The 25,881-nt window shown below is 66.5% G+C and carries 24 protein-coding genes and 1 pseudogene; 6 read left to right on the top strand and 19 right to left on the bottom strand.

Annotation, left to right across the window (positions count from 1 at the left end):
• The first annotated feature begins 2 nt into the window (after nt 1-2).
• Nucleotides 3-635: an O-methyltransferase gene (locus tag MICSW_RS09995; protein ID WP_292727213.1), complete on the top strand. Its 633-nt coding sequence runs from the start codon at nt 3-5 to the stop codon at nt 633-635.
• Nucleotides 636-705: 70 nt separating this feature from the next.
• Here the strand turns inward: MICSW_RS09995 and MICSW_RS10000 are convergent, their stop codons facing one another.
• The 3 genes from MICSW_RS10000 to dapE are packed head-to-tail and all read right to left on the bottom strand — an operon-like array spanning nt 706 to nt 3,187.
• Nucleotides 706-879 (bottom strand): DUF3117 domain-containing protein, encoded by a 174-nt coding sequence (locus MICSW_RS10000; protein WP_076490128.1) that lies wholly within the window; start codon nt 877-879, stop codon nt 706-708.
• 35 nt (nt 880-914) lie between these two features.
• Nucleotides 915-2,135, bottom strand: a complete 1,221-nt coding sequence (locus MICSW_RS10005; RefSeq protein WP_464495546.1) for a hypothetical protein — start codon at nt 2,133-2,135, stop codon at nt 915-917.
• Nucleotides 2,123-3,187: a succinyl-diaminopimelate desuccinylase gene (gene dapE, locus MICSW_RS10010; protein ID WP_228177103.1), complete on the bottom strand. Its 1,065-nt coding sequence runs from the start codon at nt 3,185-3,187 to the stop codon at nt 2,123-2,125. Before dapE ends, MICSW_RS10005 begins: the two co-directional genes overlap by 13 nt.
• Before the next feature lie 88 nt (nt 3,188-3,275).
• On the opposite strand from dapE, the gene dapD reads away from it, so the two are divergent.
• A complete protein-coding gene (gene dapD / locus MICSW_RS10015; protein WP_292727216.1) occupies nt 3,276-4,235 on the top strand; it encodes a 2,3,4,5-tetrahydropyridine-2,6-dicarboxylate N-succinyltransferase in 960 nt (319 codons plus the stop codon).
• A gap of 20 nt (nt 4,236-4,255) precedes the next feature.
• On the opposite strand, the gene ddaH is transcribed toward dapD, so the two are convergent.
• The 7 genes from ddaH to MICSW_RS10050 all read right to left on the bottom strand — a co-directional run bounded on the left by ddaH (nt 4,256) and on the right by MICSW_RS10050 (nt 9,520).
• The gene (gene ddaH / locus MICSW_RS10020) at nt 4,256-5,017 is read right to left on the bottom strand and encodes a dimethylargininase (protein ID WP_228177101.1); all 762 of its coding nucleotides are present in this window, start codon (nt 5,015-5,017) and stop codon (nt 4,256-4,258) included.
• Nucleotides 5,018-5,054: 37 nt separating this feature from the next.
• On the bottom strand, nt 5,055-6,350 hold the full coding sequence (locus MICSW_RS10025; protein WP_228177100.1) for a citrate synthase: 1,296 nt from the start codon (nt 6,348-6,350) through the stop codon (nt 5,055-5,057).
• A 203-nt stretch (nt 6,351-6,553) separates the two neighbouring features.
• Entirely contained in the window at nt 6,554-7,660 is a 1,107-nt protein-coding gene (dapC, locus tag MICSW_RS10030) for a succinyldiaminopimelate transaminase (RefSeq protein WP_292727218.1), read from the bottom strand.
• 16 nt (nt 7,661-7,676) lie between these two features.
• Nucleotides 7,677-7,997 (bottom strand): ferredoxin, encoded by a 321-nt coding sequence (gene fdxA / locus MICSW_RS10035; protein WP_195691809.1) that lies wholly within the window; start codon nt 7,995-7,997, stop codon nt 7,677-7,679.
• A 10-nt stretch (nt 7,998-8,007) separates the two neighbouring features.
• On the bottom strand, nt 8,008-8,391 hold the full coding sequence (locus MICSW_RS10040) for a histidinol dehydrogenase (RefSeq protein ID WP_292727221.1): 384 nt from the start codon (nt 8,389-8,391) through the stop codon (nt 8,008-8,010).
• Between the two features lie 35 nt (nt 8,392-8,426).
• Nucleotides 8,427-8,741, bottom strand: coding sequence for an AzlD domain-containing protein (locus MICSW_RS10045; RefSeq protein WP_464495553.1), 315 nt, complete (start codon nt 8,739-8,741; stop codon nt 8,427-8,429).
• Nucleotides 8,738-9,520, bottom strand: a complete 783-nt coding sequence (locus MICSW_RS10050) for an AzlC family ABC transporter permease (RefSeq protein WP_464495555.1) — start codon at nt 9,518-9,520, stop codon at nt 8,738-8,740. Before MICSW_RS10050 ends, MICSW_RS10045 begins: the two co-directional genes overlap by 4 nt.
• A gap of 65 nt (nt 9,521-9,585) precedes the next feature.
• Between MICSW_RS10050 and MICSW_RS10055 the strand changes: the two genes are divergently transcribed.
• Nucleotides 9,586-10,131 carry a helix-turn-helix domain-containing protein gene (locus MICSW_RS10055; RefSeq protein ID WP_464495557.1) on the top strand — a complete coding sequence of 182 codons (546 nt, stop codon included), beginning with the start codon at nt 9,586-9,588 and terminating at the stop codon, nt 10,129-10,131.
• Nucleotides 10,132-10,153: 22 nt separating this feature from the next.
• On the top strand, nt 10,154-11,260 hold the full coding sequence (locus tag MICSW_RS10060; protein ID WP_464495560.1) for a serine hydrolase domain-containing protein: 1,107 nt from the start codon (nt 10,154-10,156) through the stop codon (nt 11,258-11,260).
• A 37-nt stretch (nt 11,261-11,297) separates the two neighbouring features.
• Here the strand turns inward: MICSW_RS10060 and typA are convergent, their stop codons facing one another.
• The 6 genes and pseudogenes from typA to MICSW_RS10090 form a co-directional block, all read right to left on the bottom strand.
• Complete coding sequence (typA, locus tag MICSW_RS10065; RefSeq protein WP_464495562.1) at nt 11,298-13,211, bottom strand: translational GTPase TypA; 1,914 nt, start codon at nt 13,209-13,211, stop codon at nt 11,298-11,300.
• 100 nt (nt 13,212-13,311) lie between these two features.
• A complete protein-coding gene (locus MICSW_RS10070; RefSeq protein WP_464495564.1) occupies nt 13,312-13,800 on the bottom strand; it encodes a hypothetical protein in 489 nt (162 codons plus the stop codon).
• A gap of 47 nt (nt 13,801-13,847) precedes the next feature.
• A complete protein-coding gene (locus tag MICSW_RS10075) occupies nt 13,848-15,506 on the bottom strand; it encodes a dipeptide ABC transporter ATP-binding protein (protein WP_464495565.1) in 1,659 nt (552 codons plus the stop codon).
• Nucleotides 15,503-16,449 (bottom strand): annotated as a pseudogene (locus MICSW_RS10080) (ABC transporter permease). Before MICSW_RS10080 ends, MICSW_RS10075 begins: the two are co-directional and overlap by 4 nt.
• A complete protein-coding gene (locus tag MICSW_RS10085) occupies nt 16,439-17,368 on the bottom strand; it encodes an ABC transporter permease (RefSeq protein WP_464495567.1) in 930 nt (309 codons plus the stop codon). The pseudogene MICSW_RS10080 and the gene MICSW_RS10085 overlap by 11 nt, the downstream one beginning before the upstream one ends.
• Nucleotides 17,369-17,519: 151 nt before the next feature.
• Nucleotides 17,520-19,142 (bottom strand): peptide ABC transporter substrate-binding protein, encoded by a 1,623-nt coding sequence (locus MICSW_RS10090; protein WP_464495569.1) that lies wholly within the window; start codon nt 19,140-19,142, stop codon nt 17,520-17,522.
• A gap of 137 nt (nt 19,143-19,279) precedes the next feature.
• On the opposite strand from MICSW_RS10090, the gene MICSW_RS10095 reads away from it, so the two are divergent.
• Complete coding sequence (locus MICSW_RS10095; RefSeq protein ID WP_464495571.1) at nt 19,280-20,119, top strand: CPBP family intramembrane glutamic endopeptidase; 840 nt, start codon at nt 19,280-19,282, stop codon at nt 20,117-20,119.
• Nucleotides 20,120-20,311: 192 nt separating this feature from the next.
• The gene (locus MICSW_RS10100; RefSeq protein ID WP_464495573.1) at nt 20,312-21,283 is read left to right on the top strand and encodes a hypothetical protein; all 972 of its coding nucleotides are present in this window, start codon (nt 20,312-20,314) and stop codon (nt 21,281-21,283) included.
• 43 nt (nt 21,284-21,326) lie between these two features.
• Here MICSW_RS10100 and gcvP read toward each other — a convergent pair whose 3' ends face one another.
• The 3 genes from gcvP to MICSW_RS10115 are packed head-to-tail and all read right to left on the bottom strand — an operon-like array spanning nt 21,327 to nt 25,854.
• The gene (gene gcvP, locus MICSW_RS10105; RefSeq protein ID WP_464495575.1) at nt 21,327-24,242 is read right to left on the bottom strand and encodes an aminomethyl-transferring glycine dehydrogenase; all 2,916 of its coding nucleotides are present in this window, start codon (nt 24,240-24,242) and stop codon (nt 21,327-21,329) included.
• Entirely contained in the window at nt 24,239-24,622 is a 384-nt protein-coding gene (gene gcvH, locus MICSW_RS10110; protein WP_228177085.1) for a glycine cleavage system protein GcvH, read from the bottom strand. Before gcvH ends, gcvP begins: the two co-directional genes overlap by 4 nt.
• A complete protein-coding gene (locus MICSW_RS10115; protein WP_228177084.1) occupies nt 24,619-25,854 on the bottom strand; it encodes a glycine cleavage system aminomethyltransferase GcvT in 1,236 nt (411 codons plus the stop codon). Before MICSW_RS10115 ends, gcvH begins: the two co-directional genes overlap by 4 nt.
• Between the last annotated feature and the right edge of the window lie 27 nt (nt 25,855-25,881).

Here is a 25,881-nt window from a genome sequence, read left to right on the forward strand (position 1 = left end):
GCATGGGAGATCACGCGGTCAATCGATTCGTCGAAGAGGTCACGGTCGAACCCGACGCGATCGCCCGCGCTCGCGAGGCTGCGCTGGAGTTGGGCGCCGAACCGATCAGCGCGGCAGTCGGCGTGCAGTGTGCGACCATCGCCGCCGTCGGGCGCGCGCTGAACATCGTCGAGATCGGCACGGGCGGCGGAGTCTCCGGCCTGTGGCTGCTGCGCGGTGCGCCGCAGGCAACTCTCACCACGATCGATGTCGAGCCCGAGCATCTCGGGGCAGCGCGTCAGGCTTTCGCGCAGGCGAAGGTGCCGCCCGCTCGCGCCCGGTTCATCACGGGCCGCGCAGCCGAGGTGCTTCCGCGCATGAACGAGGCATCGTACGACATCGTGTTGGTCGACGCCGAGCCCGAGGGCGTCATCGAATACGTCGAACACGGACTGCGACTGGTACGCCCCGGCGGTACCGTCCTCATCCCCCGAGTCCTCGCCGGAGGTGCCGTCGCCGATCCGGTCAAGCGCGACGAGGTGACGACCGCGTACCGCTCGCTCATTCAAGAGGTTGCACAGTCCCCCGCTGTCCTGGGTGCGCTCAACACTGCGCGCGAAGGACTCCTGCAGCTCACGACGCTCCCGTCGGTCTAAAGCGCCACACCGACAACGCGAAAGCGGCCGGTCTACCGACCGGCCGCTTTCGCGTTGAGATGATCGCGTGTTACGCGGCTCCGACAACTCCGCCGAGCACGTCGTACAGTTCCTTGGCCTCGGCGTCGTTCACCGAGACGACAAGGCGGCCACCGCCTTCGAGAGGTACTCGCACGATGATGAGGCGGCCTTCCTTCACGGCCTCCATCGGTCCGTCTCCGGTTCGCGGCTTCATGGCTGCCATGGCGGCTCCCTTTCGTCGTGGTCTACCAATCAAGCTTAGGGGATTTGCCAGAACCGATTGCCGAGGGCATACATGTTGTAGATCCACCACCACTGCCCGGCCAGGCACGCAATGAGGACGCCGACGCGCCACACGATGGACCGCGGCACCGCAAAGGCGCCCCAGAGGGGTGACAGCGGAACAAGGAGGCGAAAGATGCTCGACTGGGGGAAGAACACCGCCAGCAGGTAGACGAGGTAGCTGACAGCCCAGAGGCGGATCTCGGGTCCCAGTGCCCGCACCTGCGGCGCCCAGAGCAGCGCCGCGGCCGCCCCGGCCAGAATCACCGAGAGCAGGATGACGCCGCCGACAGCCCCCCACCCCCAGACCTCCCCCCAGAACGCGGCACCGCGCACGAAGGCGTCGAACGGCAGGAAGTGCCCCGAATCGCCCGGGAGCCAGTTGCGCCGCCACGCGAGTTCAGTGGCAAGGTAGGCGCCCGGATCCCCCGTGACGATAGCCGCGATGATCTGCCAGGAAAACCCCACAGCGGTGGCGAGCGCGCCCAGGGCGACGATGTGGATGACCTCGCGCACACGAAGCGGTTCGGCGCGGCGTGAGAAGAAGCGCCAGATTCCGAAGAGCCCGATGAACAGTGCGAACGCGAGAACGCCGGGCCGCGTGTAGCCCATCAGGACCACCAGCGGATACACCCACACGAAGCGGTGGGCGGTGACAGCCCACAGCGCCAAGAAGAGCCACAGCAGGAAGAGCGCCTCCGCGTAGCCCACCTGGAACAGTGCAGCCAACGGACCGGCAGCAAAGAAGGCGGACGCCCAGATGGCAGCCGATCCCCCGATCCGACCCCGCAGCATCCGGTACAGCACGTAGGTTGCGCCGTACCCGGCTGCCAGAGATATCAGAACGGCAGCGACTCCCCACCAACCGCCCACGAGCGGCGCGATGGCGGCAGCGAGGTATGCGTAGATCGGCATGAACGCCCACTGATTTTCGGCGACAGCGCCCGCGTCAGTGAGAGGAAGGTCGGCGGGGTAACCGTTGACCGCCAGGAACCAATACCACTGGGCATCCCACCCCACGACGAGATCCTGGACACTCGCCCCCGCACCGAAGCGTGTTCCCTCGGCCGATAACGCGGCAGCCAGGATCAGGAAGCCGAACGTGACGGCACGCGCAGCGAGATAGATGAGCGCGATCGTCAGCGCCGGCGGTAGCGACCGCCGGGATGGCGGCGCCGGTGCCGTCAGGTCAGCCACGCGCGCAGCCCGCGCTCGACATCCAGAATCTGGGCAACGGCAACGCGCTCTTCGTCGTGATGAGCGAGTTGCGGGTCTCCCGGGCCGTAGTTGACAGCGGGGATGCCGAGAGCCGAGAACCGTGCCACATCCGTCCAGCCGTACTTGGGTTGCGCGGTACCGCCAACGGCAGTGACGAACTCCTGCGCCAGCGGGTCATCGAGCCCCGGCCGCGCGCCCTCGGCCATATCGATGACCTCGACCTCGAACCCGTCGAAGACCTCTCGCACGTGCGCCTCGGCCTCGGCGCCACTGCGTGAGGGAGCAAAGCGGTAGTTCACCTCGACCTCACAGACGTCGGGGATGACGTTTCCTGCCACACCGCCCGTGATGCGAACAGCGTTCAGACCTTCCCGGTAGACGAGCCCGTCAACGGGAACCTCCCGCGCCGTGTAGGCGGCGAGCCGCTCGAGAATCGGTGCCGCCTTGTGGATGGCGTTCTCGCCGATCCATGACCGTGCACTGTGCGAACGCACACCGTGCGTTCTGACGATCGCCCGCATGTGGCCGTTGCAGCCGCCCTCCACCTGGCCGTTGGAGGGCTCCCCGAGAATAGCGAAGTCGGCGGCCAACAGGTCGGCCCGGGTCGCTGCGATGCGGGTGAGCGCGTTGAGGGCAGCAGCCACCTCCTCGTGGTCATACCAGATCCACGTGATGTCAGCCTTCGGCGCGACGAGGTCGGCGGCAAGCTTGAGCTGCACCGCTACTCCGGCCTTCATGTCAACGGTGCCGCGGCCCCAGATGAACTCTTCGCCGTCGATGTCGACCGTTCGCGTGGGAACGTTGCGGTTGATGGGGACGGTGTCGATGTGGCCGGCGATGGCAACCCGGCGATCTCTCCCGAGATTCGTGCGAGCGATGATCGTGTCGCCGTCTCGGATGACCTCGAGGTGTGGCAGGTCGCCCACTGCCTGCTCGATCAGGTCCGCGAGATGTCCTTCGTCTCCCGAGACGCTGGGGATATCGCAGATCGCGCGGGTGAGATCGACAGCATTCGAGGTCAGGTCCAGCACTCCTCGAGTCTAGCCAGGGGTCGAAGCTGTGCGATGGGCGGGGCGTGACAGGCGCAGCGCCCGGGGCGCGACTCGATACCCTGGAACGATGACGGCACAGCGGAAGATCAGCGGTATCGGGGCGGCAACTGTCGCGGCAGACGGCACGGTTCTGGACACCTGGTACCCGTCGCCTCAGGCGGGGGCACTGTCTGATCACCGGGACGCTCACGAGGCCGCACGAGCTCTGGTAGCCGAGGCTGTGGGCACGGATGACACGCGCGGCGTCAGCATCGAGCAGGTCGAGATCGAGATCGATCTCCACGCGGCACCCTCGGGCACACCGGATGCCTACCTCCGCCTCCACGCACTGTCACACCGACTCGTCGCTCCGAACAACCTGAACCTTGACGGCATCTTCGGTGCGCTCCCCAACGTCGCCTGGACCAACGCCGGACCCGTCGACCCGCGCGAGCTCGACCGGCGCCGCGCACGACTGCAACGCGCCGGCATCCAGGTACAGAGCCTCGATAAGTTCCCGCGCCTGACCGACTACGTCGTGCCCACGGGCGTCCGCATCGGCGACGCGTCTCGCGTGCGGCTGGGCGCGTACCTGTCCCCCGGAACCACCGTGATGCACGAAGGCTTCGTGAACTACAACGCCGGAACCCTCGGCCAGAGCATGGTGGAGGGCCGAATCTCACAGGGCGTCATCGTCGGTGACGGCAGCGACATCGGCGGCGGCTCCTCGATCATGGGCACACTCTCGGGAGGCGGCACGCACCGTGTCTCGATCGGGAGCCGTTCCCTCCTCGGCGCAAACGCGGGCATCGGCATCTCTCTGGGGGACGATTGCGTCGTCGAGGCAGGGTTGTACGTCACCGCAGGGTCGAAGATCGTGCTCGCCGACGAGCCTGTCGGCGCTGACGGTACGCGCCCGACAGTCAAGGGTGCTGAGCTCTCGGGCCGGGACGGCATCCTGTTCCGCCGCAACTCGCTCACGGGAGCGATCGAGGCAGTCCGCCGCGCTGGCGTCGGGGTGACCCTCAACGAAGCGCTCCACGCCTGAGGCGAGGTCGAATCTGCGCGTCAGCGACGCACGCGCACTGAGAGGCACGTAACGCACCCCTCGAGTTTCTCGAACTCCGTCACGGGTGTCTGGATGACGGTGAGCCCGCGCGAGCGGAGAAGCGCAGCCGTTTGCGGTGCATCGGCCGACATCAGGACTGTCGCCTCGTCGAGGACGACAACGGCGGTGCCGTGCTCTTCGGGCACGGGGAGGAATCGGGGGAACACCGACGGGTCGTCGACGAGCGGCTCGTACCCGATGACGGTTCCATCAGGAAGCGCCGTCACCGCGCTCTTCAGATGCAGGACGCGTGTCACCGGCACCGCGACGACCTTCCATCCCCGAGGGCTCAGCAGGGCCTCCAGTTGGCGGATGCCGTCATCATTGGTCCGCGATGACGCCCCGACGTAGACGGTGCGCCCGATCTTGAGCACGTCGCCGCCGTCGAGGGTGCCCGGCGCTTCGATCTCGTGCACAGGAAAACCGAGCGTCTCTGCTACCGCGCGGGCCGTTGCGATTTCGCCGCGCCGGGATTCGGCGCCGGGCCGACCGATCACCACGATGTCGTCGAATATGACGAGGGCATCCTCGATGAAGACGCCGTCGGGCTGGTCCGGTGCCGCAGGAACATCGATGACCTGCCATCCCCTGTCGCGGTACACCGCGACGTAGTCCCGCCACTGCGACAGGGCGAGGTCCGGATCGGCTTCGACCCGGTCGAGGTGCGTCAGCTCGCCGTCGGCAAGCAGCGGGGAGGGAACGCGGACGAGGAGTTTCGGCATCCGTTCAGAATGCCAGAGTCCCGCCGCGACAGCTGACTCAGACGCCAGGGTAGGTGCGTTCGGGTGCGCCCGTGTACAGCTGCTGCGGGCGGCCGATCTTGGTCTGCGGGTCGGCGTTCATCTCACGCCAGTGCGCGAGCCATCCCGGAAGGCGGCCGATCGCGAACAGCACGGTGAACATGCGCGTGGGGAAGCCCATCGCCTTGTACATGACGCCGGTGTAGAAATCGACGTTCGGGTAAAGGCGACGCTCCTTGAAGTAGTCGTCGTTGAGGGCGATCTCTTCGAGCTGCTTGGCAAGATCCAGGAGCGGGTCATGCACACCGAGCTCCGAGAGCACCTCGTCGGCCGACTCCTTCACGAGCTTTGCGCGCGGGTCGTAGTTCTTGTAGACCCGGTGCCCGAAGCCCATGAGCTTGACGCCGTCCTCCTTGTTCTTGACCCGCTCGACGAAGCGTTCGACGCTCTCGCCCGAGTCTCGGATGCGGGCGAGCATCGAGAGAACCGCCTCGTTCGCACCGCCGTGCAGCGGGCCGTAAAGCGCGTTGATACCCGCCGAGATCGACGAGAACTGGTTGGCGCCGGTCGACCCGACCAGGCGCACCGTCGAGGTCGACGCGTTCTGCTCGTGGTCCTCGTGCAGGATCAGCAACCGTTCGAGCGCCCGGGATACGACGGGGTTGACGTCGTACAGCTCCGATAGGACACCGAAATTGAGCTTGAGGAAGTTGTCGACGAAGCTCATCGAGTTGTCGGGGTACAGGAAAGCCTGGCCGATGCTCTTCTTGTGGGCGTAGGCCGCAATGACCGGGAGCTTCGCGAGAAGCCGGATCGTGTTGACCTCGACGTGCTCGGGATTGTGGGGGTCGGACTCGTCTTCGTAGTAGGTCGACAGAGTGGCCGTCGCCGCCGACAGCACCGACATCGGATGCGCGGTCGGCGGCAGCGAGCCGAAAAAGCGCTTGAGGTCCTCGTGCAGCAGTGTGTGGCGACGGATGCGGTTGTCGAACTCCGCGAGTTCGTCGGCCGTGGGCAGCTCGCCGTAGATGAGCAGCCACGCGACCTCGAGGTACGTGCTGTGAGTCGCGAGCTGCTCGATCGGATAACCGCGGTAGCGCAGGATGCCGGCATCCCCGTCGATATAGGTAATCGCCGACTTGGTGGAGGCGGTGTTGACGAATCCGTAGTCCAGGGCCGTGTACCCCGTCTGCCGCGTAAAGGTTGCGACATCGATGCTCGGTACTCCGTCGGTGCCGTGGAGCACGGGGAACTCCGCGGTCCGATCGCCGACGGTCAGGATGGCCTTTTGCTGCGGGGTCTGCGCGTCGTCCACGGCGCCTCCTTGCATTGTCTGGGGCTGTCGTCGGCACCGGGACGGGTTCGCCGCCTCGCGGAGCCGTCCAAGCACGCGTCGGTGCCCGGGCTGCCTTTACAGCCTAGTAGTCGGCCCGGCCTACTGTGCGCACAGCCAAAGCGGGTGCTCTTTCGATGGAGGAAACCTCGCAGCGCGGTGCCCGAGCGGGCGTGGGGGGGTGTCTAGCCCGCGCGGAGGCGATCCGCCGCAGCGGCGATACGTTCATCGGTTGCCGTCAACGAGAGCCGGACGTGGTGCGAGTGCTGCGCGCCATAGAAGACGCCAGGTCCGACCAGGATGCCGCGCTGCGCGAACCACTCCACGGAGGTCCAGGCGTCCTCACCGCGCGTAAGCCACAGGTACAGGCCGGCCTCGCTCCGATCGACCCGGAATCCCGCTTCCTGCACGGCGGGAAGCAGGATCCCGCGCCGGTGCCGGTACAGCTCCCGCTGCTCGGCGACGTGCGTGTCATCGCGCAGGGCGGCAGCCATCGCCGCCTGAACGGGCGCCGGCGGCATCAGCCCCAGGTGCTTACGGGCTGTCAGCATCCGCTGGATGATCGCGGTGTCGCCCGCGACGAAGGCTGCGCGGTAGCCCGCGAGGTTCGACTGCTTGCTCAGCGAGTACACCGACAGGACTCCGGTGTTGTTCCCTCCGGTGACGCGGGGGTCCAGAGCTGACGGAATCTGCTCGCGGTCCCACGGCGCTTCCCACCCGAGCTCGGCGTAGCACTCGTCGCTCGCGAACACCGCTCCGAGCTCGCTCGCGCGTTCCCGGGCGGTACGCAGCGCCGCAGCATCCAGCACGGCGCCGTCGGGGTTGCCCGGCGAGTTCACCCAGACCAGCCGAGTGTTCTCGGGCCACTGCTCCGGATCGTCGGCCGCGATCGGGGTCGCCCCCACGACTCGTGCACCGACCTCGTAGGTCGGGTATGCCGCCACCGGATGGACGACGACATCTCCGGGCCCGAGGCCGAGGAGCAGCGGCAAGAGGGCGACGAGTTCCTTCGACCCGATCGTCGGGACCACATCGTCGATCGTGAGCCCCGGAACCCCTCGACGGCGGGCATACCAGTCGACGATCGCCTCTCGCAAGAGGGGCGTTCCAACCGTCTGCGGGTAGGCGTGAGCGTCGGTCGCTGCGGCAAGAGCTCTCGCAATCACCTCGGGAGTCGGATCGACCGGCGAACCTATCGAAAGATCGACCATCCCGTCGGGGTGGGAGCGCGCCTGCGCAGCGTGGGGCACCATCGCGTCCCACGGGTAATCGGCCAGATCGGCGACGCCCATCCGTCGAAATCCGGGATCAGTGGTTCTGCGGAGGCAGCTCAGCGATGACCGGGTGATCCTTGGGAATCACACCGACCTTTGCTGCTCCCCCGGGCGAGCCGAGGTCATCGAAGAACTCGACATTCGCCTTGTAGTAGTCCTGCCATTCCTCGGGCAGATCGTCTTCGTAATAGATCGCCTCGACGGGGCACACGGGCTCGCAGGCGCCGCAGTCGACACACTCGTCAGGGTGGATGTAGAGGCTACGTTCCCCCTCATAGATGCAGTCGACGGGGCACTCGTCGATGCAGGCGCGATCCTTGACATCGACGCAGGGAAGGGCGATCACATACGTCACGAATGCAAGTCTAGTCGGCTGCCTCGACCGCCCGGCCGCGATCGACCCGCTCGGGCCAGGCGACCACGAAAGCGGTGACAAGGGGAAGCCACAAGGTCCATACGACGCCCAGTACCGACTGCGGCACGATCACTGAACCGCCGGCTCCGGTGCCCGACAGGACGATCGTCACACCCATGGCGCCAAGCCCGGTGGCAAGCGCAGCCCACCGGTCAGCCGTGAGCAGGCGCACCGCGATGATGACTGCCGCGCCGGCGACCATGGCTAGGACGAGTCCCACCGGGATGCCGAATACGCGATATGCGTGACTGACGGTACCTGCGGCCCCATAGATCGCCCCGACAACCAGCGCAACAACCCACGCGGCAAGCCGAAGGAACGAGAAGCGCTGCACCGCATCACTGTATCGCGGTGGCGCTGCACGAAACCTCAGACAGCCAGACCCCACCACCGCAGCGCTGCTGCTACCGCAGCTGCCGCGACCACCACGACAAGAAACGGCGCGCGCAGCAGGAGCAGGCCCGCCGCCACCAGGACGGCGGGGACCCGGGCATCCACCACAATCGCCTCGCCGACCCCGAGCGTCTGCACGGCAACCAGCGCGGCGAGCAACGCGACCGTGAACAGGTCGGCGATCCGCGCGGGCCGCGGCGCCTCGAGGAGGCGCGGCGGAACGAGGTATCCGGTCACCTTGAGAGCCAGACAGATCACCGATGCCAGCGCGATTGCGCTCCACAACGTCACGGCAGCCCCTCCCGCTCTGGAAGATCGTCGGGTTCGTCGAGCCCCTCGACACCGGCGGTGCGCGTCGCGGCGGACCGCGAGCCCCAGTCGAACCAGCCGACCAGGATAGCGACCACAGCGGCGATCAGCACCGGGAGACCGGGCATGAGCGAAGGCGTCAGCACGGTAGCCACGACGGCGGCCGCAATCCCCACGACGATGGGCTGCCTTCCGCGCAGACGCGGCCACAGCAGGGCGAGGAAAGCGGCTGCGGCCGCGGCGTCGAGTCCGTACGCGCGCGGATCGCCGAGCACGTCGCCCAGGAGAGCACCAATAAGGGTCGAGAGGTTCCAGCCGACATAGATCCCAATGCCGGTGACCCAGAAGCCGACGGTTCGCGCGCGTGGCGTTCGCTGCGCGAGCGCGACTGCCGTGGACTCGTCGATTGTGAACTGCGGCGCGACGATGCGGGTCAAGCGCCCCGGGGGCAGCAGGGTCGACATCCGGATGCCGTACGCGACGTTTCGCACGCCCAAGAGCGCGGCCGACGCGACGGCTGCGGGGATCGCCGCGAGTCCGCCGGCGGAGATCACCCCGACGAAGGCGAACTGCGAACCTCCGGTAAACATGACGAGGCTCAGGATGCAGGTCTGCCAGACATCAAGTCCCGCCGCGACCGACAGCGCCCCGAACGAAACGCCGTACGCGCTTGTCGCCAGCGCGACACTCACGCCCTGGCGCCACGCTCCGCGTGCGGCATCCGTCTCGCCGCCTTCCGGCGGCACGTCGACCGGCTCCATGCTCGCCATCCTGCAGCAGCCATTTCGTTTGGTCAAATAGACAATCGTTCGGCATACTGAACCATATGGGCTTGGGGTCTCGCATCGCGACCGCCGTGCGCCGCGAACGCGAACGCGCGGGGGTCTCTGCCGCAGAGCTGGCTCGACGCTCGGGCGTGTCCAAGGCCACCATCTCGCAAATCGAAGCAGGTTCGGCCAATCCCAACGTCGAGACCCTGTGGGCGATCGCCACCGCACTCGGCGCGCCCTTCGCCGCACTGGTGGAAGATCGCGAGAGCGAGCCGACGCTCATCCGAGCGCGCGATGGCCACGGAGTGCGAGCCGCGGGCTCTGCGTACGAGGCGCTGCTCCTGTCGGCTGCCGCACCGAACGTCAGGCGTGACCTGTACCTCCTCCGCGCCGAACCAGGCTCGCCGCGACTCTCGGACGCTCATCCGACGGGCACCACTGAGCATGTGGTCCTCCTCTCGGGCAGCGCACGCGTCGGTCCGCGCGACTCACCCTTCGACCTGGAGCCCGGCGATTACCTCTGCTATCCGGGCGATGCAGCGCACGTCTTCGAGGCCCTCGTCGCGGGCACGAGCGCCGTCCTGGTGTCCGAAATGCGCTGAACTCTCGTTCTAGGCTGGAACGATGACCCGCCACACCCGATATCGCGGGCGCATGCTCGCGGGAGCTATCACGGCCGCCACCGTCACAGCACTCGTGTCCGGATGCAGCGCCGCAGCGCCCTCGAACCCGGTAAGCGAGGCTCTCGCCGCAGCGCTCGAATCGGCATCCGTCCCCGGCGGCGCGATCGCTATCCGCCGCGACGGGGCGACCACGGTTTACCCTGCCGGAATTGCGGATGCCAGTGGCACGCCAGTGACCGATAACACCCTGTTTGCCTACCGCAGCGTGACCAAGTCGTTCGTCGCGACCGTCGTGCTGCAGCTAGCCGACGACGGCATCCTGGATCTCGATGCGCCGGCGCCCACTGCCGGAACCGGGATCGAGACGGCCGCCACGATCGATGAGCTTGCCACGATGACCTCGGGGGTGCCCAGCTATTCGACGCAAGCGGGCCTTGTCGACCTGCTGGTCGAGGACTGGACGCGTAGCTGGACCGACACGACCCTGTACGGGCTCACGGACGGCGTTCCCGAGGAGTTCGTTCCCGGGACGAGCTACGAGTACTCCAATACCAACACGGTCCTACTCGGGCAGATCATCGACACCTCTTCGGGGCTCAGCTGGCCCGAGGCGGTCGCGTCACGCATCCTGGAGCCGCTCCAGCTCGCGTCAGTCGTGTATCCGGGAAACGTTCTGCCACCGGAGGGGACCGCAGCCCCGTTCCAGGTGGATGCTGACGGCACCGTGGAGGAGCTTCCCGCCGTCCGCGCGAGCGCGTTCTCTGCCGCCGGCGGCCTGTTCGGTACGGCGGGAGACCTTGCCGCGTGGGCCGAGGCGCTGGGCGCGGGAACGCTCGTGTCGGACGCTTCGCAGGAGCGTCGGCTCTCGGAGTGGCGCGACACCGCCCCCGACCCGGCGAGCCCGTTCTACGACGAGTACGGTTTCGGCATCGGTCGCATCGGCGACTGGATCGGGCACACCGGCAATGGCCTCGGCTACCAGGCCCTCGCGATGTACCACCCGGAGTCCCAGACGGCTGTCGCGATCGTACTCAACGCGACAGGACCGGACTCGGACTTGCCCGCGCACATGCTCGAGCAGTTGGAGGAGCTGATCCTCAACGGCTGATCCGTCCGCGGTCGAGTCGACCCGTGGGCGACGCCGGTCAGGCGTTGGCGTCCTGCCGCTTCAGGCGCGATGCAGCGCGACCACGCTCGGTGGCATCCAGGACGACCTTGCGGATGCGCACCTTTTCGGGGGTCACCTCAACGCACTCGTCTTCGCGCGCGAACTCCAGGCTCTCCTCCAGGGAGAGCAGGCGCGGCGGAGTCATGGACTCGAACGTGTCGGCCGTGGAGGAGCGCATGTTGGTGAGCTTCTTCTCCTTGGTGATGTTGACGTCCATGTCGTCGGCGCGGGTGTTCTCGCCGACGACCATGCCCTCGTAGACCTCTTCGGTGGGCTGCACGAAGAAGCTCATGCGCTCCTGCAGCGCCATCATCGCGAACGGAGTGACGACGCCAGCACGGTCGGCCACGATCGAACCGTTCTGGCGAGCGACGATGTGCCCGGCCCAGTCGTCGTAGCCGTGCGAGATCGCGTTGGCGATCCCGGTGCCGCGCGTGATCGAGAGGAATTCGGTGCGGAAGCCGATGAGTCCACGTGAGGGCACGACGAACTCCATCCGCACCCAGCCGGTGCCGTGGTTGACCATCGTCTCCATGCGGCCCTTGCGCGCGGCAAGCAGCTGCGTGATCGCGCCGAGATACTCCTCGGGCGCATCGATCGTGAGGTGCTCGAAGGGCTCCTGCGTCTGCCCGTTCGGCCCCTTCCGGGTGACGACCTGGGGCTTGCCGACGGTCAGCTCGAAGCCCTCGCGGCGCATGTTCTCGACGAGGATGGCAAGCGCCAGTTCACCGCGTCCCTGCACCTCCCAGGCATCCGGCCGCCCGATGTCGACGACCTTGATGGAGACGTTGCCGATGAGCTCGCGGTCCAGGCGGTCCTTCACCATGCGTGCCGTGACCTTGTGGCCCTTGACCTTGCCGACAAGCGGCGAGGTGTTCGTGCCGATCGTCATCGAGATAGCGGGGTCGTCGACGGTGATCGCCGGCAGCGGTCGGACGTCCTCGGGGTCGGCGATCGTCTCGCCGATCGTGATCTCTTCGATCCCCGCGATCGCGACGATGTCACCGGGTCCTGCTGACTCGGCGGGATAGCGCTCGAGCGCACGGGTCTTGAGCAGCTCGGTGATGCGCGCGTTCGAGTGGGAACCGTCGTGACGCACCCAGGCGACGGTCTGGCCCTTCTTGAGGGTCCCGTTGAAGACCCGCAGCAGCGCCAGACGACCGAGGAACGGGCTCGAGTCGAGGTTCGTCACCCATGCCTGCAGCGGCGCTTCGTCGTCGTACGACGGCGCCGGAACATGCTCGAGGATCGCCTCGAACAGCGGCTCGAGGTCGTCGTTGTCGGGGAGCGACCCGTTCTCGGGGCGGTTCCGCGAGGCAGCGCCGGCGCGACCTGAGGCGTAGACGACCGGCACGTCCAAGAGAGCGTCGACGTCGAGGTCCGGGACGTCCTCGTGCATGTCAGACGCGAGGCCCAGCAGCAGGTCGTGCGACTCTTCCTCGACCTCGGCGATGCGAGCATCCGGCCTATCCGTCTTGTTGACGAGCAGGATGACGGGGAGCTTCGCCTCCAGCGCCTTGCGCAGCACGAACCTCGTCTGCGGAAGCGGCCCCTCGGACGCATCCACCAGCAACACGACGCCGTCGACCATCGACAGCCCGCGCTCGACCTCTCCCCCGAAGTCGGCGTGCCCTGGCGTGTCGATCACGTTGATCGTCACGGGGACCTCGGTGTGGACGCCGTTGTAGGTGATCGCGGTGTTCTTCGCGAGGATCGTGATGCCCTTTTCGCGCTCGAGGTCGTTCGAGTCCATCGCGCGCTCTTCCACGTGCGCGTGCTCGCCGAACGAGCCGGTCTGGCGCAGCATCGCATCCACCAGCGTGGTCTTGCCGTGGTCGACGTGCGCGACGATCGCGACGTTTCGGAGGTCCGAACGGAGGGCATGCGCCATGAGGGAATCCTTGCGGGTGGGGAGGCGGCCGGGATGCCGGCGCATCCCAGGATATCTCAGGAGCGCTTGCGGGCAGCTGAGCGGGCAGTCGTCGTCGCGATCATGCAGGGATCACAAGGGCCGCCAGCAGTGTCCAGACGAGGATGATCAGGCCCGCCACGACCATCGGGAGATCCCAGGACCGCTCGATGACCACCGATGAGCCGCGCTCTTGATCCCACAGCTCACGGATGCTCTCAAGATCTCGATCGGCCGGGGTGGGCCTACCGCGCGGTTTCGTCCGCACTGGCGCAGCAAGGCACTCGACCCGCCGTCCGCCGACGAGCACGAATCGCAGTTGCCACCGCGCTCCGATCTCCTCGACAGCACCCCAGCTCGCGCGCGTGCGTCGAAGCATGTTCTGCACCCGCACCCCATCCCGCCCAACCCGCACGGAGGACGCGCCAAGACCTACCCACAGCAGCCACATCACCAGGAGAGCCGAGGGCAGCGCACGACCAAGAACGCTCCAGCCCCCGCGGACTGCGGCATCGAAGAGGATTGCCGCGGCAGCGGCGGTAGCGATCAATGCCACCACGATGCCGAACACGGAACGGTATGTGGATCCTGTGCCGCCGGTATCCATGACGCCTGCCCTCAGCTGCCGGCTCCGAGCGGAATGTCAGCTCCGGGGATGGCGTCCAGGAGCCTGCGCGTGTACTCCTTCTGCGGACTAGTGAAGATGTCGTCCACGGTCCCCTGCTCGACGACCTTGCCTTTCTCCATCACGCAGACGAGGTCGGCGACGACACGCACCACTGCCAGGTCGTGTGTGATGAACAGATACGTCAAACCCAGTTCAGCCTGCAGATCCGCCAGTAGCGTGAGGATCTGCTCCTGCACGAGCACATCCAGCGCGGAAACGGCTTCATCGAGCACGACGACATCGGGTTTGAGGGCAAGTGCTCGTGCGATCGCGACACGCTGACGCTGACCTCCCGATAGCTCATTGGGGTAGCGCGACGCCAGTTCCTGCGGAAGCGACACCTGGTCCAAGAGCTCCCTGACTCGCTCCCGTCGTGATTGACGTGATCCGATGCGATGGATGTCGAGGGGCTCGGCGATCGTGTTCCCGACGTTTCGGAGCGGGTCGAGCGAACCGTACGGATCCTGGAACACCGGCTGCATCCGTCGGCGCAAGGCGAACACCTCCTTGCCCGAGAGGCTGTCGATGTCCTGTCCGTCGATCTCGATCGATCCCGAGGTCGGAGTCTCAAGCTTCAGGACCATCTTCGCGACGGTCGACTTACCCGAACCTGACTCGCCGACCAGAGCCAGAGTCTTGCCCCCGGGGATGTCGAATGACACGTCATCCACAGCGCGGAACGGCTCGCCGCGGAAACCACCCGTGCGGATCTTGTAGTCCTTCGTGAGAGAACGCACCCGCACGGCGGGAGGCGCCGATTGCGTCCCCGCATCCACCACGATCCTCTCGCGCATGTGCTGACTCTGGATGCGCTGAGACGCGATCGAGGGCGCAGCCGCCACGAGCCTCTTCGTGTACGGATGCACGGGGTTTTGCAGGATCTCGCGGCTGGGACCGGATTCGACGACGTCACCGTTGCGCATCACCACGATCGTGGAGGCACGCTCTGCCGCCAGGCCGAGGTCGTGGGTGATCAAGAGCACCGCCGTGCCCTTTTCTCGGGTCAGGCTCTCCATGTGATCGAGGATCACGCGCTGCACGGTGACGTCGAGAGCTGAGGTGGGCTCGTCAGCGATCAGTAGTTGGGGATCAGCAGCGAGACCGATCCCGATCAACGCGCGCTGGCGCATCCCACCGGAGAACTGGTGCGGGAACTGGTGCAGTCGCTTGCTCGCATCCGCGAGCCCCGCCTGCTCCAGGACTTCGATCGCCCGCGCCTCCACCTCTTTGCGTCCGGTGGCAATGCCGTTCGCTCGGATCGCTTCCTTCACCTGAAAGCCGATACTCCATACCGGGTTCAGGTTCGACATCGGATCCTGCGGCACGTAACCGATGCTGCGCCCTCGTACCGATTCCATTTGGCGGGCAGTGAGGCTCGTGAGGTCACGGTCGCCGAGCGTGATCGACCCGCCCGTGACACGGCCAGTTCCCGGCAAGAGCCCGATGATCGCTGAAGCCGTCGTCGACTTGCCCGATCCCGACTCGCCTACGATTGCCACGGTCTGCCCGGGGTAGACCTCCAGATTCACTCCATGGAGAACTTCTCGGCTCTGGCGATTCGCTTCGAATGCCACTTTGAGGTCGCGAATGCGCAACAGCGGCTCAGTCATCGGCTCGCCCTCGCTCTCGGGTCAAGGGCATCTCGGATGAGCTCGCCCAGGATGATGAAGGCGAGAACCGTAAGCGTCAGCGCGATCGACGGCCAGATCAGGGCCATAGGCGCGACCCGGATCGAGGTGCCCGCCTCGCTGATGTCCTTGCCCCACGACATCGTGTCCGCCCCGAGGCCGACACCGAGGAAGGCAAGGGTCGCTTCGGCGACGATCGCGAGCGCGAGGCTCAGTGTCGACACGACGAGAAGGGGCGCGATCGAGTTCGGGATCACGTGACGAACAAGTACCGCGAACTTCGACATCCCGAGCGCCTGCGAGGCCATGACGAAGTCGGACTGGCGCACCTGGAGGACCTCGGAACGGACAATGCGTGCGGTCGCAGCCCAGGCGAATCCGCCGATCGCCAGCGCAAGGGTGAAGACGTTGCGGAAGTCGGCGAACACGCTCATGACAACCACAGCGGCCAGGATGTAGGGAATCGAGAAGAAGATGTCTCCGATACGAGACAGGAGCGAGTCGAGCCAGCCGCCGTAGTAGCCGGCGAACGCTCCCATCACGAGACCGATGAACGAGCCGATCGCCGTGGCGATCACTCCGACAGCAAGCGATGTACGCGCCCCCAGACGATGCGCGCGTAGACGTCACACCCCTGGAAGGTGAACCCCAGGGGATGGCCGGGAGCCGGACCGCCGTTGCTGTTGGCGAGCTGACAGTCGTTGTTCGGCGGGGTCTGCGTGAACAAGGTCGGCCACAGCGCCATGAGGACGACGATGAACACGACGGCCATCGTTATCCAGAACACGGGGCGTCGTCGCAGATCGCGCCAGGCGTCCGTCCACAGATTGCTGGGCTTCTCGGGGACGCGGACCGCGTCGGGCTCGACCCGAGCGTCATCGATTGGGGCGACGTAATGCACCGGGGACGGGGATTTACTTGACATAGCGGATCCTTGGGTCGAGCAGACCGTAGAGAAGATCGATGACGAGATTCACCAGGACGTAGATGATTACGAACACCGTGACAAAGGACACGACAGTGGGTCCCTCATGCTGAAGTGTCGCGTGGTAGAGCGTGTTGCCGACACCAGGAATGTTGAAGATCGCTTCGGTAACGGTAGCCCCCACGAGCAGAACACCGAAGTCGGTCGCCGTGTTCGTGATCACTGGGATGAGGGAGTTACGCATCACGTGGACGGGAATGACCCGGCGACGCGACAAACCCTTGCTGTAGGCGGTACGCACCCAGTCCTGGTTGAGCGTGTCGATCGCCGAGCCGCGCATGAGTCTCATGCTTGTGGCGTAGAGGCTGACTCCGAGCACAATCGCCGGTAGCCAGAGGTCGTTCCAGTCGTTCTGACTTCCCACTGTGGGCCGGAACCACCCGAGCTGAAGCGCGAAGAGGTATTGGGCCACGAACGCGAGCACGAAGATGGGGATGGCGACGAAAACCAACGCAATGACAAGTGAGACGTTGTCGAAGATCTTGCCCTTGCGCAGCGCCGAGATGGTGCCGATGATGACCGCGAGCACGAACTCGATAGCGATTGCCATGATCGCGAGCCGAGCGGTGACAGGAAGCGTCCGGGCGAGCACGTCGTTGACCGACTGTCCTGAGAAGGTCACCCCCATGTCCCCCTGGAAGATCCCGACCATGTAGTAGAAGTACTGCACGATGAACGGATCGTTCAGGTGGTACTGATCCCGAATCTGCTCCAGAACCGCCGGGGCCGGAGTCCTGTCGCCAAACAACGCCAGGATCGGATCGCCCGGCATAGCGAAGACGAGGAAGTAGATCAGCAGCGTCGCCCCGAAGAAGACCGGGATCAGCTGCAGGAGGCGTCTGGTGATGTAGTAGAGCATTCGCCCTCTCCTCTGGCGGGGTGACGTCGTTGTGGCGGCGTCCACCGCGGCCGCGTCGTCCGGCTAGCGTGCGACAGCAGGGTATGTCTGAAAACAACAGGCCGCGAGGCGGTGACGTATCGTCACCGCCTCGCGGGTGCGATCAACTAGCCTACGACTTGCTGATCTCGTAGTAGAGCGGAACCGAGTTCCAGCCGAACTGAACGTTGTCGACGGTGGTCGCCCAACCGCCGTCAACGTTCGAGTACCAGAGGGGAATTGCGGGAAGGTCGACAAGGAGGATCTCCTGCGCCTCCTGGAAGTCCGCGTTCTGCGTCTCCGGATCGGTGGACGAAATGCCCTCAGCAAGTAGCGCGTCAAACTCGGGGTTTGAGTAGTCGCCGTCGTTCGAGCTCGCGTTGGTCGCATAGAGCGGGCCGAGGAAGTTGTACAGACCGGGGTAGTCGGCCTGCCAACCGGTGCGGAACGCCGTACCGATCGTCCTGTCGGTGACCGCGCTGCGGAACGACGCGAAGTCAACGAACGGGTTGCCCGAAGCGTCGATTCCCAGCGTGTTCTTGATGGAGTTCACAACAGCGTCGACCCACTCCTGGTGGCCACCGTCGGAGTTGTAGCCGATCTGGAACGTGCCCGACCACGGCGAGATCGCGTCGGCCTGGGCCCACAGTTCCTGAGCCTTCTCGGGGTTGTAGTCGAGAACATCCGCACCTTCGAGCGAGTCTGACCAGCCAGCGATGACCGGCGACGTGAAATCACTCGCGGGCGTGCGAGTGCCCTGGAAGATCGTGTCGGTGATCTCTTCGCGGTTGATCGCCATCGAGAGCGCCTGGCGGCGCAGCTGACCCTCCTCCCCTGAGAAGTGCTCGAGGGTCTCGGGAATTGTGAAGGATTGGAAGATCGCGGCGGGCTGGTTGACTGCGCGCTCGCCGAGGTCGGACTCGAAGGTCGCAAGGGCGGACGCCGGGATGCCGTCGATGACGTCAACGTTGCCACCCTGCAGGTCGGCGTATGCCGCGTCCTGGCTCGCGTAGAAGACGAAGGTCAAGCCGCCGTTGACCGGCGCGCGACCGCCCTTATAGTCCTCGTTGGTGACGAGATCGATCTGCACGTCGTGCTGCCACGCGTCATCACTGGCCAGCTTGTAGGGGCCGTTACCGATCGGGCTCTCACCGAACGCATCCATGTCCTCATACGCCACCTGGGGAAGCGGGTAGAACGCGGAGTAGCCGAGGCGCAGCGCGAAGTCCGAAGCGGGCTTGTTCAGCGCGATCGTGAAGGTGTAGTCATCGACCTTCTCCAGGCCCGTGAGCTCCGAGTCCTCGTCGTAGCTGAAGCCCTCGATGTCTTCGAAGAAGTAGCTGTTGAGTTGCCCGTTTGATGCGAGGGCACCGTAGTTCCAGGCGTCAATGAAGCTGTCGGCGGTAACGTCCTCACCGTTCGTGAACTTCTGTCCCTCCTTGACCTTCACCGTGAGGTGCTGCGGGTCGTCGGTCGTAATCGACTCCGCCATGTCAAGCACGGGGTTGCCATCCGCGTCATAGTACTGAAGCCCGGCGAACAGAGAGTCGATGATCTTGCCGCCGCCGGTCTCGTTCGTGTTCGTCGGGATAAGCGGGTTCTGGGGCTCGCTGCCGTTCGTGCGGATGACGGCTGTCGTGTTGTCGCCGCCACCCCCGTTCGAGTCGTCGCTCGCGCATCCGGCGAGCGCTAGCGAACCGGCGGCGACAACCGCGAGCCCCGCCAGCACGCGCTTGCGCCACGTCCTGTGAGTCACATTTCCTCCTGTGCAAGGGGTCATGTGCCGTGGGCATGGGTGACCCCGGCACGGATGGAAAAACCCTAAGCGCGCGCTGTGAGTTGTTCAAAACCTGAGGCCGAAAAGTTACATACCCTTAACTCGGCGGGAGTTGCATGTGGCAATCTGACAAGGTGCACCCCCCGAAGCGGCCTCCCGTTGTGAGCGAAGTGCTGAACGTTTCGCCCGTTGACGGGCAAACACGTACGCGCTTGACGTGGGAAGTCTGGATCGTCCTAGCGATCACCGTCGGCCAGTCGGCGTTGTACAGCATCCTGTCGTTCATACGGTCGCTCATCCGGGCCGCTCAAGAGAACCAGACTCTCGCGCAGCAGCAGACCCAGCTCAACCCGAATCGGGACGCCGAGGCGCTGTGGAACGCGCTCTACCAGTTCTTGAACATCTTCTTCGGGCTGGCTCTGGTCGCACTGGTCGTCTACCTGCTCTGGGAGCCCGGGTCCAACGCCCTGCGGCGCATCGGTCTGGACTTCTCACGTTTCGGTGGCGATATCGGCCGCGCTCTCCTGCTCGGCGCCGCGATCGGCATCCCGGGACTCGCCCTGTACGTCGCCGGCCGCGCACTCGGGATCACGCTGCAGGTGAGCGCGTCGCCGCTGGATGCCGCGTGGTGGACCGTGCCGCTACTGATGCTGGCGGCGCTACGGGCAGGGCTGACCGAAGAGGTCATCTTTCTGGGGTACCTGTTCGATCGCCTCCGCCGGTTCGGCTGGAATTGGTGGGCGATCATCCTGACGACCGCCGGTCTTCGCGCCGCCTATCACGCGTACCAGGGCTTCGGTGCGATCGTCGGCAACTTCGCGATGGGTATCGTCTTCGGCTGGTGCTACCGCCGGTGGGGCCGGGTCATGCCCCTCGTGATCGCCCACACCCTCATCGACATCGTCGCCTTCATCGGCTACCCCCTCGCGGTAACCCTCTTCCCCGGCGTCTTTTAGCCTCGCCCGCCGCTGATGCCGTGAGACACAGCCTGGCGCGACGCACGGGGGCACGTCCCTCGCGCGAGTGCACGTCTCACGGAGCGGGGTGGCCGGGAGCGGGGATCCTCCACGGGAAGAGGGGCGTGAGGGTTGTCCACCGATGGGGGCGTTGCCCGGAATGGGTAGGTGGGGAACTGCCGACGATGAAGGATGCCACCCAAGCTCGCGATTGCTCCGAGTCCCGTTGTCCTTCACGTTGCATCGGATGCCGCGCCAACAGCTCGACCGCGTGATGACCGCACGCTGGTGCCCGTACGACACGGCGTATGGGCGGATGCGGCGGCCTGGCGTGCTCTCGCGCCGTGGGATCGCTACCTCGCACGCGTCCACGCCGTCGCGCTGCTCCGACCGGACGCGTTGTTCTGCCGTGAGTCTGCCGCTGCCCTCTGGGGTCAGCCGATATTCGGTGAACCTCGCGACATCCATCTCTTGGATGGCCAGGCGACGCGCTCGCACCGGGTAGGCGATGTCGTTCGACACGCGAGCCTCACGACGTCGCGTTTCGTGGAGACAGGGGGCCTCCTGCTTACTGCTCCGGCTGACACCGCGGTCGCCCTGGCCCGCGCCCTTCCGCCCGCGTGGGGCTTGGCGGCCGTGGACGCGACGATCGGCAAGCGTCAACTCGGTCTGTGCACCATCGCGGAGATTCGTGACGCCTTCTTGCTGCAGGTGGATCGCCGTCACCGCCGCCGATGCGCATGGGCCATTGAACACGCCGATCCACGCTCCGAGAGCGTCGGCGAATCGGTCAGCCGCGCGGTCATCGGCTGGCTGGGGTACGAGGAACCTGAGCTCCAGCACCCGTTCCACTTCGAAGGGCAGAACGACCGTTGCGACTTCTATTGGCCGCGCTCCGACATCGCCGGAGAGTCCGACGGATACGGCAAGTACCGCACCCCCGCGGACCTTGCCGCTGAGAAGCGCCGCGAAGACCGCCTACGTCGCCACCTGCGCGGCTTCGCGCGCTGGGACTGGAACGACGCCATGCGCGCCGAGCCCCTGCGACGAACGCTCGAGGCAAGCGGCGTGCGCCGCATCCGGCCACCCGTACCCGCCATGCTCGCCACCCTCACGTCTCACTCACACCGCCCGAGACGGAACCCCGCGCGTGAGGCGGGCTGACGTTTCCCGCGCCAGGTTACGTCTCACGGCGAAGGGCGCGGGGCTAGGCGAACGCGGAGGGGGGTGGGCAGGCGCAGACGAGGTTGCGGTCGCCGTAGGCCTGGTCGATCCGGCGGACCGGCGGCCAGTACTTCGAACGCACCAAGGAACGAACTGGATACACCGCTCGCTCGCGCGAATACGGATGCTGCCAGTCGCCGACCGCGATGGCCTCGGCTGTGTGCGGAGCATTCACGAGCGGATTATCGCCAGCAGGCCACTCCCCCGCAGCGACAGCATCGGCCTCGGCCTTGATCGCGATCATCGCCTCGATGAACCGCTCGAGCTCACCGAGATCCTCGGACTCGGTCGGCTCGACCATGAGCGTCCCCGCAACGGGAAACGACATCGTCGGCGCGTGGAATCCGTAGTCGATGAGGCGCTTGGCCACGTCATCCACCGTGACTCCGGTGGCGTCCCGCAGGGGCCGCAGGTCGAGGATGCACTCGTGTGCGACGAGTCCGTTCTCCCCCGCGTACAGCACCGGGTAGTGCTCACGCAGGCGGGCCGCGATGTAGTTCGCCGCCAAGACCGCACTGCCTGTCGCCTGACGCAGGCCGTCAGCGCCCATCATCCGGACGTACGCCCACGAGATCGGCAGGATGGACGCCGAACCGTACGGCGCACCCGAGATCGGCCCCCCGGCGAACACCGCGCCCTCGGCATCCGCGAGTGACGGATGCCGGTCCTGCTGTGCCATCGGATGGGAGGGCAGGAACGGCGCGAGGTGCGCCTTGGCGGCCACCGGACCGACCCCCGGCCCGCCGCCGCCGTGGGGGATCGCGAACGTCTTGTGCAGGTTCAGGTGAGACACGTCGCCGCCCAGGTCCCCGAGACGCGCGTACCCGACGAGCGCGTTGAGGTTCGCGCCGTCGACGTAGACCTGACCGCCGGCCTCGTGCACCGCCGCAGTGATCGCCAGCACCTCGTGCTCGTACACGCCGTGCGTCGAGGGATACGTGATCATGAGGGCGGCGAGCGTCTCGGTGTGCTCGGCGATCTTGGCGCGCAGATCGTCGAGGTCGACGTTTCCTGCCTCGTCGCACGCAACGACCACGACGCGCATCCCGGCGAGCACCGCGGATGCCGCGTTCGTGCCGTGCGCGGACGACGGAATGAGGCATACCGTGCGCTGTTCGTCGCCCCGCGAGCGGTGGTACCCGCGGATCGCGAGCAGGCCCGCGAGCTCGCCCTGGGACCCCGCGTTCGGCTGCATCGAGACGGCGTCGTAGCCGGTGACCTCAGCCAGCCACACTTCGAGCTGATCGATCAGCTCGAGATATCCCTCGACATCGGATGCCGGAGCAAACGGATGCATCCGCGCGAACTCCGGCCACGAGACTGCCGCCATCTCGGTAGCGGCGTTGAGCTTCATCGTGCACGAACCCAGCGGAATCATGCCGCGATCAAGCGCGTAGTCGCGGTCGGCGAGCGTCTTCAGGTATCGCATCATGGCTGTCTCAGACCGGTGCGCGTGGAACACCTCGTGAGCGAGGTAGGCGTCAGTGCGGCGGAGCGGCTCGGGGTACATGCGCACCCCGGCCAGCGAAGTGAAGGCCGAGCCGGCGAGAGAGTCCGCCGCTGTCTCTACCCCGTGGACCTCGCCCGCAGCACCGAACGCCGCGAGCAGATCCGCCTCGATCGACGGATCGGCAGCGCTGACCTCATCGATCGAGATCCCGACCGTGGTCTCATCCACGCGTCGCAGCAGGATGCCGAGCCCCGCCGCCGCTGAGGCAACGGCGGCGGCATCCGCGACCCGCACCTGGATCGTGTCGAAGAAGTGTTCCGTCAGCACCTCGACGCCGCGCGCACGAAGCGATCCGGCGACCAGGGCCGTCTTCGCGTGCACGCCCTGAGCGATCCGCTTCAGCCCCTCGGGCCCGTGATAAACGGCATACATCGCCGCCATGACGGCCAACAGCACCTGGGCGGTGCAGATGTTCGAGGTCGCCTTCTCGCGACGGATGTGCTGCTCACGCGTCTGCAGCGACAGCCGGTACGCGGGGCGACCGTCGGCATCCACCGACACGCCGACCAGGCGCCCCGGCAGCTGCCGTTCGAGCCCTGCCCGGACCGCGAGGTATCCGGCGTGGGGTCCGCCGAAGCCCATCGGCACACCGAAACGCTGTGTCGTCCCGACAGCCACGTCGGCGCCGAGTGAGCCGGGCGAGCGCAGCAGCGTGAGGGCGAGAAGGTCGGCGGCGACCACGGCAAGTCCGCCGTGGTCGTGGATCGCCGCGATGACCTCGCTCGGATCCCAGACTCGGCCCGCCGCCCCGGGGTACTGGATGAAGCCACCGAAAGCCTCGGGAACGGCCTCGGGCTCATCGAAGGACACGACCCGGACCTCGATCCCCAGCGCCTCGGCCCGGTGGCGCAGCAGCGCGATCGTCTGCGGCAGGGCGTCAGCGTCGACGAGAAACACGCTCGACGCGCTCTTCGAGGCGCGGCGAGCCAGCAGCATCCCCTCGACGACGGCCGTCGATTCGTCCAGCATCGACGCGCCGGCTGTCGCCATCCCGGTGAGATCGGTCACCATCGTTTGGAAGGTGATGAGCGCCTCGAGCCTGCCCTGCGAGATCTCGGGCTGGTAGGGCGTGTAGGCGGTGTACCAGGACGGATTCTCGAAGACATTGCGCGCGATCACAGCGGGCGTGAGCGTGTCGTAGTAGCCGAGGCCGATCAGCGACCGCGACACGCGATTGCGCGAGGCGAGTTCCCGAAGTTCTCCGAGCGCCTCGGCCTCGGTCGCGGCGAGCGGAATCCGTGATCCCTCCCGCGGCGCGGCATGAATGGATGCCGGAACCGCCGCCTCGACGAGAGCATCGACGCTCTCGTAGCCGAGCGCGTCGAGCATGGCGCGCTGGGCAGTGGCGTCGGTTCCGATGTGGCGCTCGGCGAAAGATCCGACGGTCATGCAGCGCCGCCGGTGAGGGCGACGTACGCGTCACGGTCCAGGAGCGCGTCGATGTCGGCGGGCGTGACCTTGAGCTTCATGAGCCAGCCGGCCCCGAACGGGTCGGAGTTCACGACCGACGGGTCATCGATCGCCTCGTGATTGACGGCGAGCACCTCCCCGTCGACGGGCGCGAACAGCTCACCGACCGACTTGGTCGACTCGATTTCGCCGCAGACCTGACCGGCCGATACGCCGTCGCCGACACCAGGGAGCTCGAGGAAGACGACATCGCCGAGCTTGTCGGCGGCGTAGTCGGTGATCCCGATCACGGCTTCGTCGCCCTCCAGGCGCAGCCATTCGTGTTCGGCGGTGTACTTCAGGGTCGTCAGGTCGGTCATGTCGTCCTCCGGTAAAAGGGCAGGGTCGTTACGGATGCAGGAATGAGCGTGCCGCGCACATCGATCGCCAGCTCGGTGCCAGGCGCGGCGAGTGCGGGCTCGACGTAGGCCAGGGCGATCGGATGCCCGAGAGTGGGGCTCAGCGCTCCCGAGGTCACTTCGCCGACAACGGGGGCACCGTCGACCGCCGGGTCGACGACCGCATACCCGGCGCGGCCGGCGCGACGGCCCTCAGAAACCAGCCCGACGAGCACGCGACTGTCGGCATCCGAGGCCTGCGGTGCCCGCTTGCCCACGAAGTCGGGTTTGCCGTGGGCGACGCTGCGGCCTAGCCCCGCCTGGGCGGGAGTCGTCTGGAGCGAGAGCTCGTGACCGTAGAGAGGCATTCCCGCCTCCAGTCTCAGGGTGTCGCGCGCCGCCAGCCCCGCCGGAACGAGCCCCAGCGGCGTTCCCGCCGCCAGCAGAGCGTCCCAAAGGGCACCCGCCGCGCGATGGGGCACGAGCAGTTCGAAGCCGTCCTCGCCGGTGTAGCCGGTGCGGGCGATGAAGAGGGGCTCTCCGCTGAAGGATCCGGCAGCCCAGGCGTAGTACCCGAGCTCAGAGAACGCCGGAGTGACCTCACCGATCTCGGGAGTCGCCTCGAGGACCTCCCGCGCGGCTGGCCCTTGGACCGCCACAAGCGCCAACTGGTCGGTCACATCCTCGATCTGGGCGGTGTCAGACACACCCGGAACGAAAAGGAAGAACGCGGTGCCCTCACGACGCTCGCGCGGAGCGAGGAAGGATGCCGCCACTGGCGCGCGAGCGGCCCGAAGCCGGAGCGCCTCGGCCACGGCATCCCGGTTGCCTGCGTTGGCGATGACAAGGTACCGATCCTCAGCGGTGCGGTAGACAATGACGTCGTCGACGATGCCGCCGTCTTCGGTGAGGACGAGCGAGTACTTGGCCTTCCCCACCCGCATGCCCGAGTGATCGCCCGAGAGGGCGTAGTCGAGGAACGCGCCGCTGGGCTCTCCCGTGACCAGGAACTCGGCCATGTGCGAGATGTCGAACAGGCCTGCTGCCTGCCGCACCGCGTGGTGCTCGGCGAGGTCGGATGCGTAGCGCACCGGCATCTGCCAGCCGCCGAAGTCCGTGAAGGCGGCGCCGAGCGCGACGTGTCGATCCTGGAGCGGCGAGCGTTTCGGTTCCGTGTCCGCGTGCGCGGTATCTGGTGGTGCAGGGTGTGACATGAGTTCTCCCGGTCGTCGGACGGGGGA

The sequence above is a fragment of the Microbacterium sp. SW12 genome (genome assembly GCF_055391095.1).

What these genes read in the sequence shown, in the direction of transcription:
- MICSW_RS09995 (WP_292727213.1), top strand. Translation starts at nt 3, where the DNA reads ATGGGAGATCACGCGGTCAATCGATTCGTCGAAGAGGTCACGGTCGAA.
- MICSW_RS10000 (WP_076490128.1), bottom strand. Translation starts at nt 879, where the DNA reads ATGGCAGCCATGAAGCCGCGAACCGGAGACGGACCGATGGAGGCCGTG.
- dapD (WP_292727216.1), top strand. Translation starts at nt 3,276, where the DNA reads ATGACGGCACAGCGGAAGATCAGCGGTATCGGGGCGGCAACTGTCGCG.
- ddaH (WP_228177101.1), bottom strand. Translation starts at nt 5,017, where the DNA reads ATGCCGAAACTCCTCGTCCGCGTTCCCTCCCCGCTGCTTGCCGACGGC.
- dapC (WP_292727218.1), bottom strand. Translation starts at nt 7,660, where the DNA reads ATGGGCGTCGCCGATCTGGCCGATTACCCGTGGGACGCGATGGTGCCC.
- MICSW_RS10050 (WP_464495555.1), bottom strand. Translation starts at nt 9,520, where the DNA reads ATGGAGCCGGTCGACGTGCCGCCGGAAGGCGGCGAGACGGATGCCGCA.
- MICSW_RS10055 (WP_464495557.1), top strand. Translation starts at nt 9,586, where the DNA reads ATGGGCTTGGGGTCTCGCATCGCGACCGCCGTGCGCCGCGAACGCGAA.
- MICSW_RS10060 (WP_464495560.1), top strand. Translation starts at nt 10,154, where the DNA reads ATGACCCGCCACACCCGATATCGCGGGCGCATGCTCGCGGGAGCTATC.
- typA (WP_464495562.1), bottom strand. Translation starts at nt 13,211, where the DNA reads ATGGCGCATGCCCTCCGTTCGGACCTCCGAAACGTCGCGATCGTCGCG.
- MICSW_RS10075 (WP_464495565.1), bottom strand. Translation starts at nt 15,506, where the DNA reads ATGACTGAGCCGCTGTTGCGCATTCGCGACCTCAAAGTGGCATTCGAA.
- MICSW_RS10085 (WP_464495567.1), bottom strand. Translation starts at nt 17,368, where the DNA reads ATGCTCTACTACATCACCAGACGCCTCCTGCAGCTGATCCCGGTCTTC.
- MICSW_RS10095 (WP_464495571.1), top strand. Translation starts at nt 19,280, where the DNA reads ATGTGGCAATCTGACAAGGTGCACCCCCCGAAGCGGCCTCCCGTTGTG.
- MICSW_RS10100 (WP_464495573.1), top strand. Translation starts at nt 20,312, where the DNA reads ATGCCACCCAAGCTCGCGATTGCTCCGAGTCCCGTTGTCCTTCACGTT.
- gcvP (WP_464495575.1), bottom strand. Translation starts at nt 24,242, where the DNA reads ATGACCGTCGGATCTTTCGCCGAGCGCCACATCGGAACCGACGCCACT.
- gcvH (WP_228177085.1), bottom strand. Translation starts at nt 24,622, where the DNA reads ATGACCGACCTGACGACCCTGAAGTACACCGCCGAACACGAATGGCTG.
- MICSW_RS10115 (WP_228177084.1), bottom strand. Translation starts at nt 25,854, where the DNA reads ATGTCACACCCTGCACCACCAGATACCGCGCACGCGGACACGGAACCG.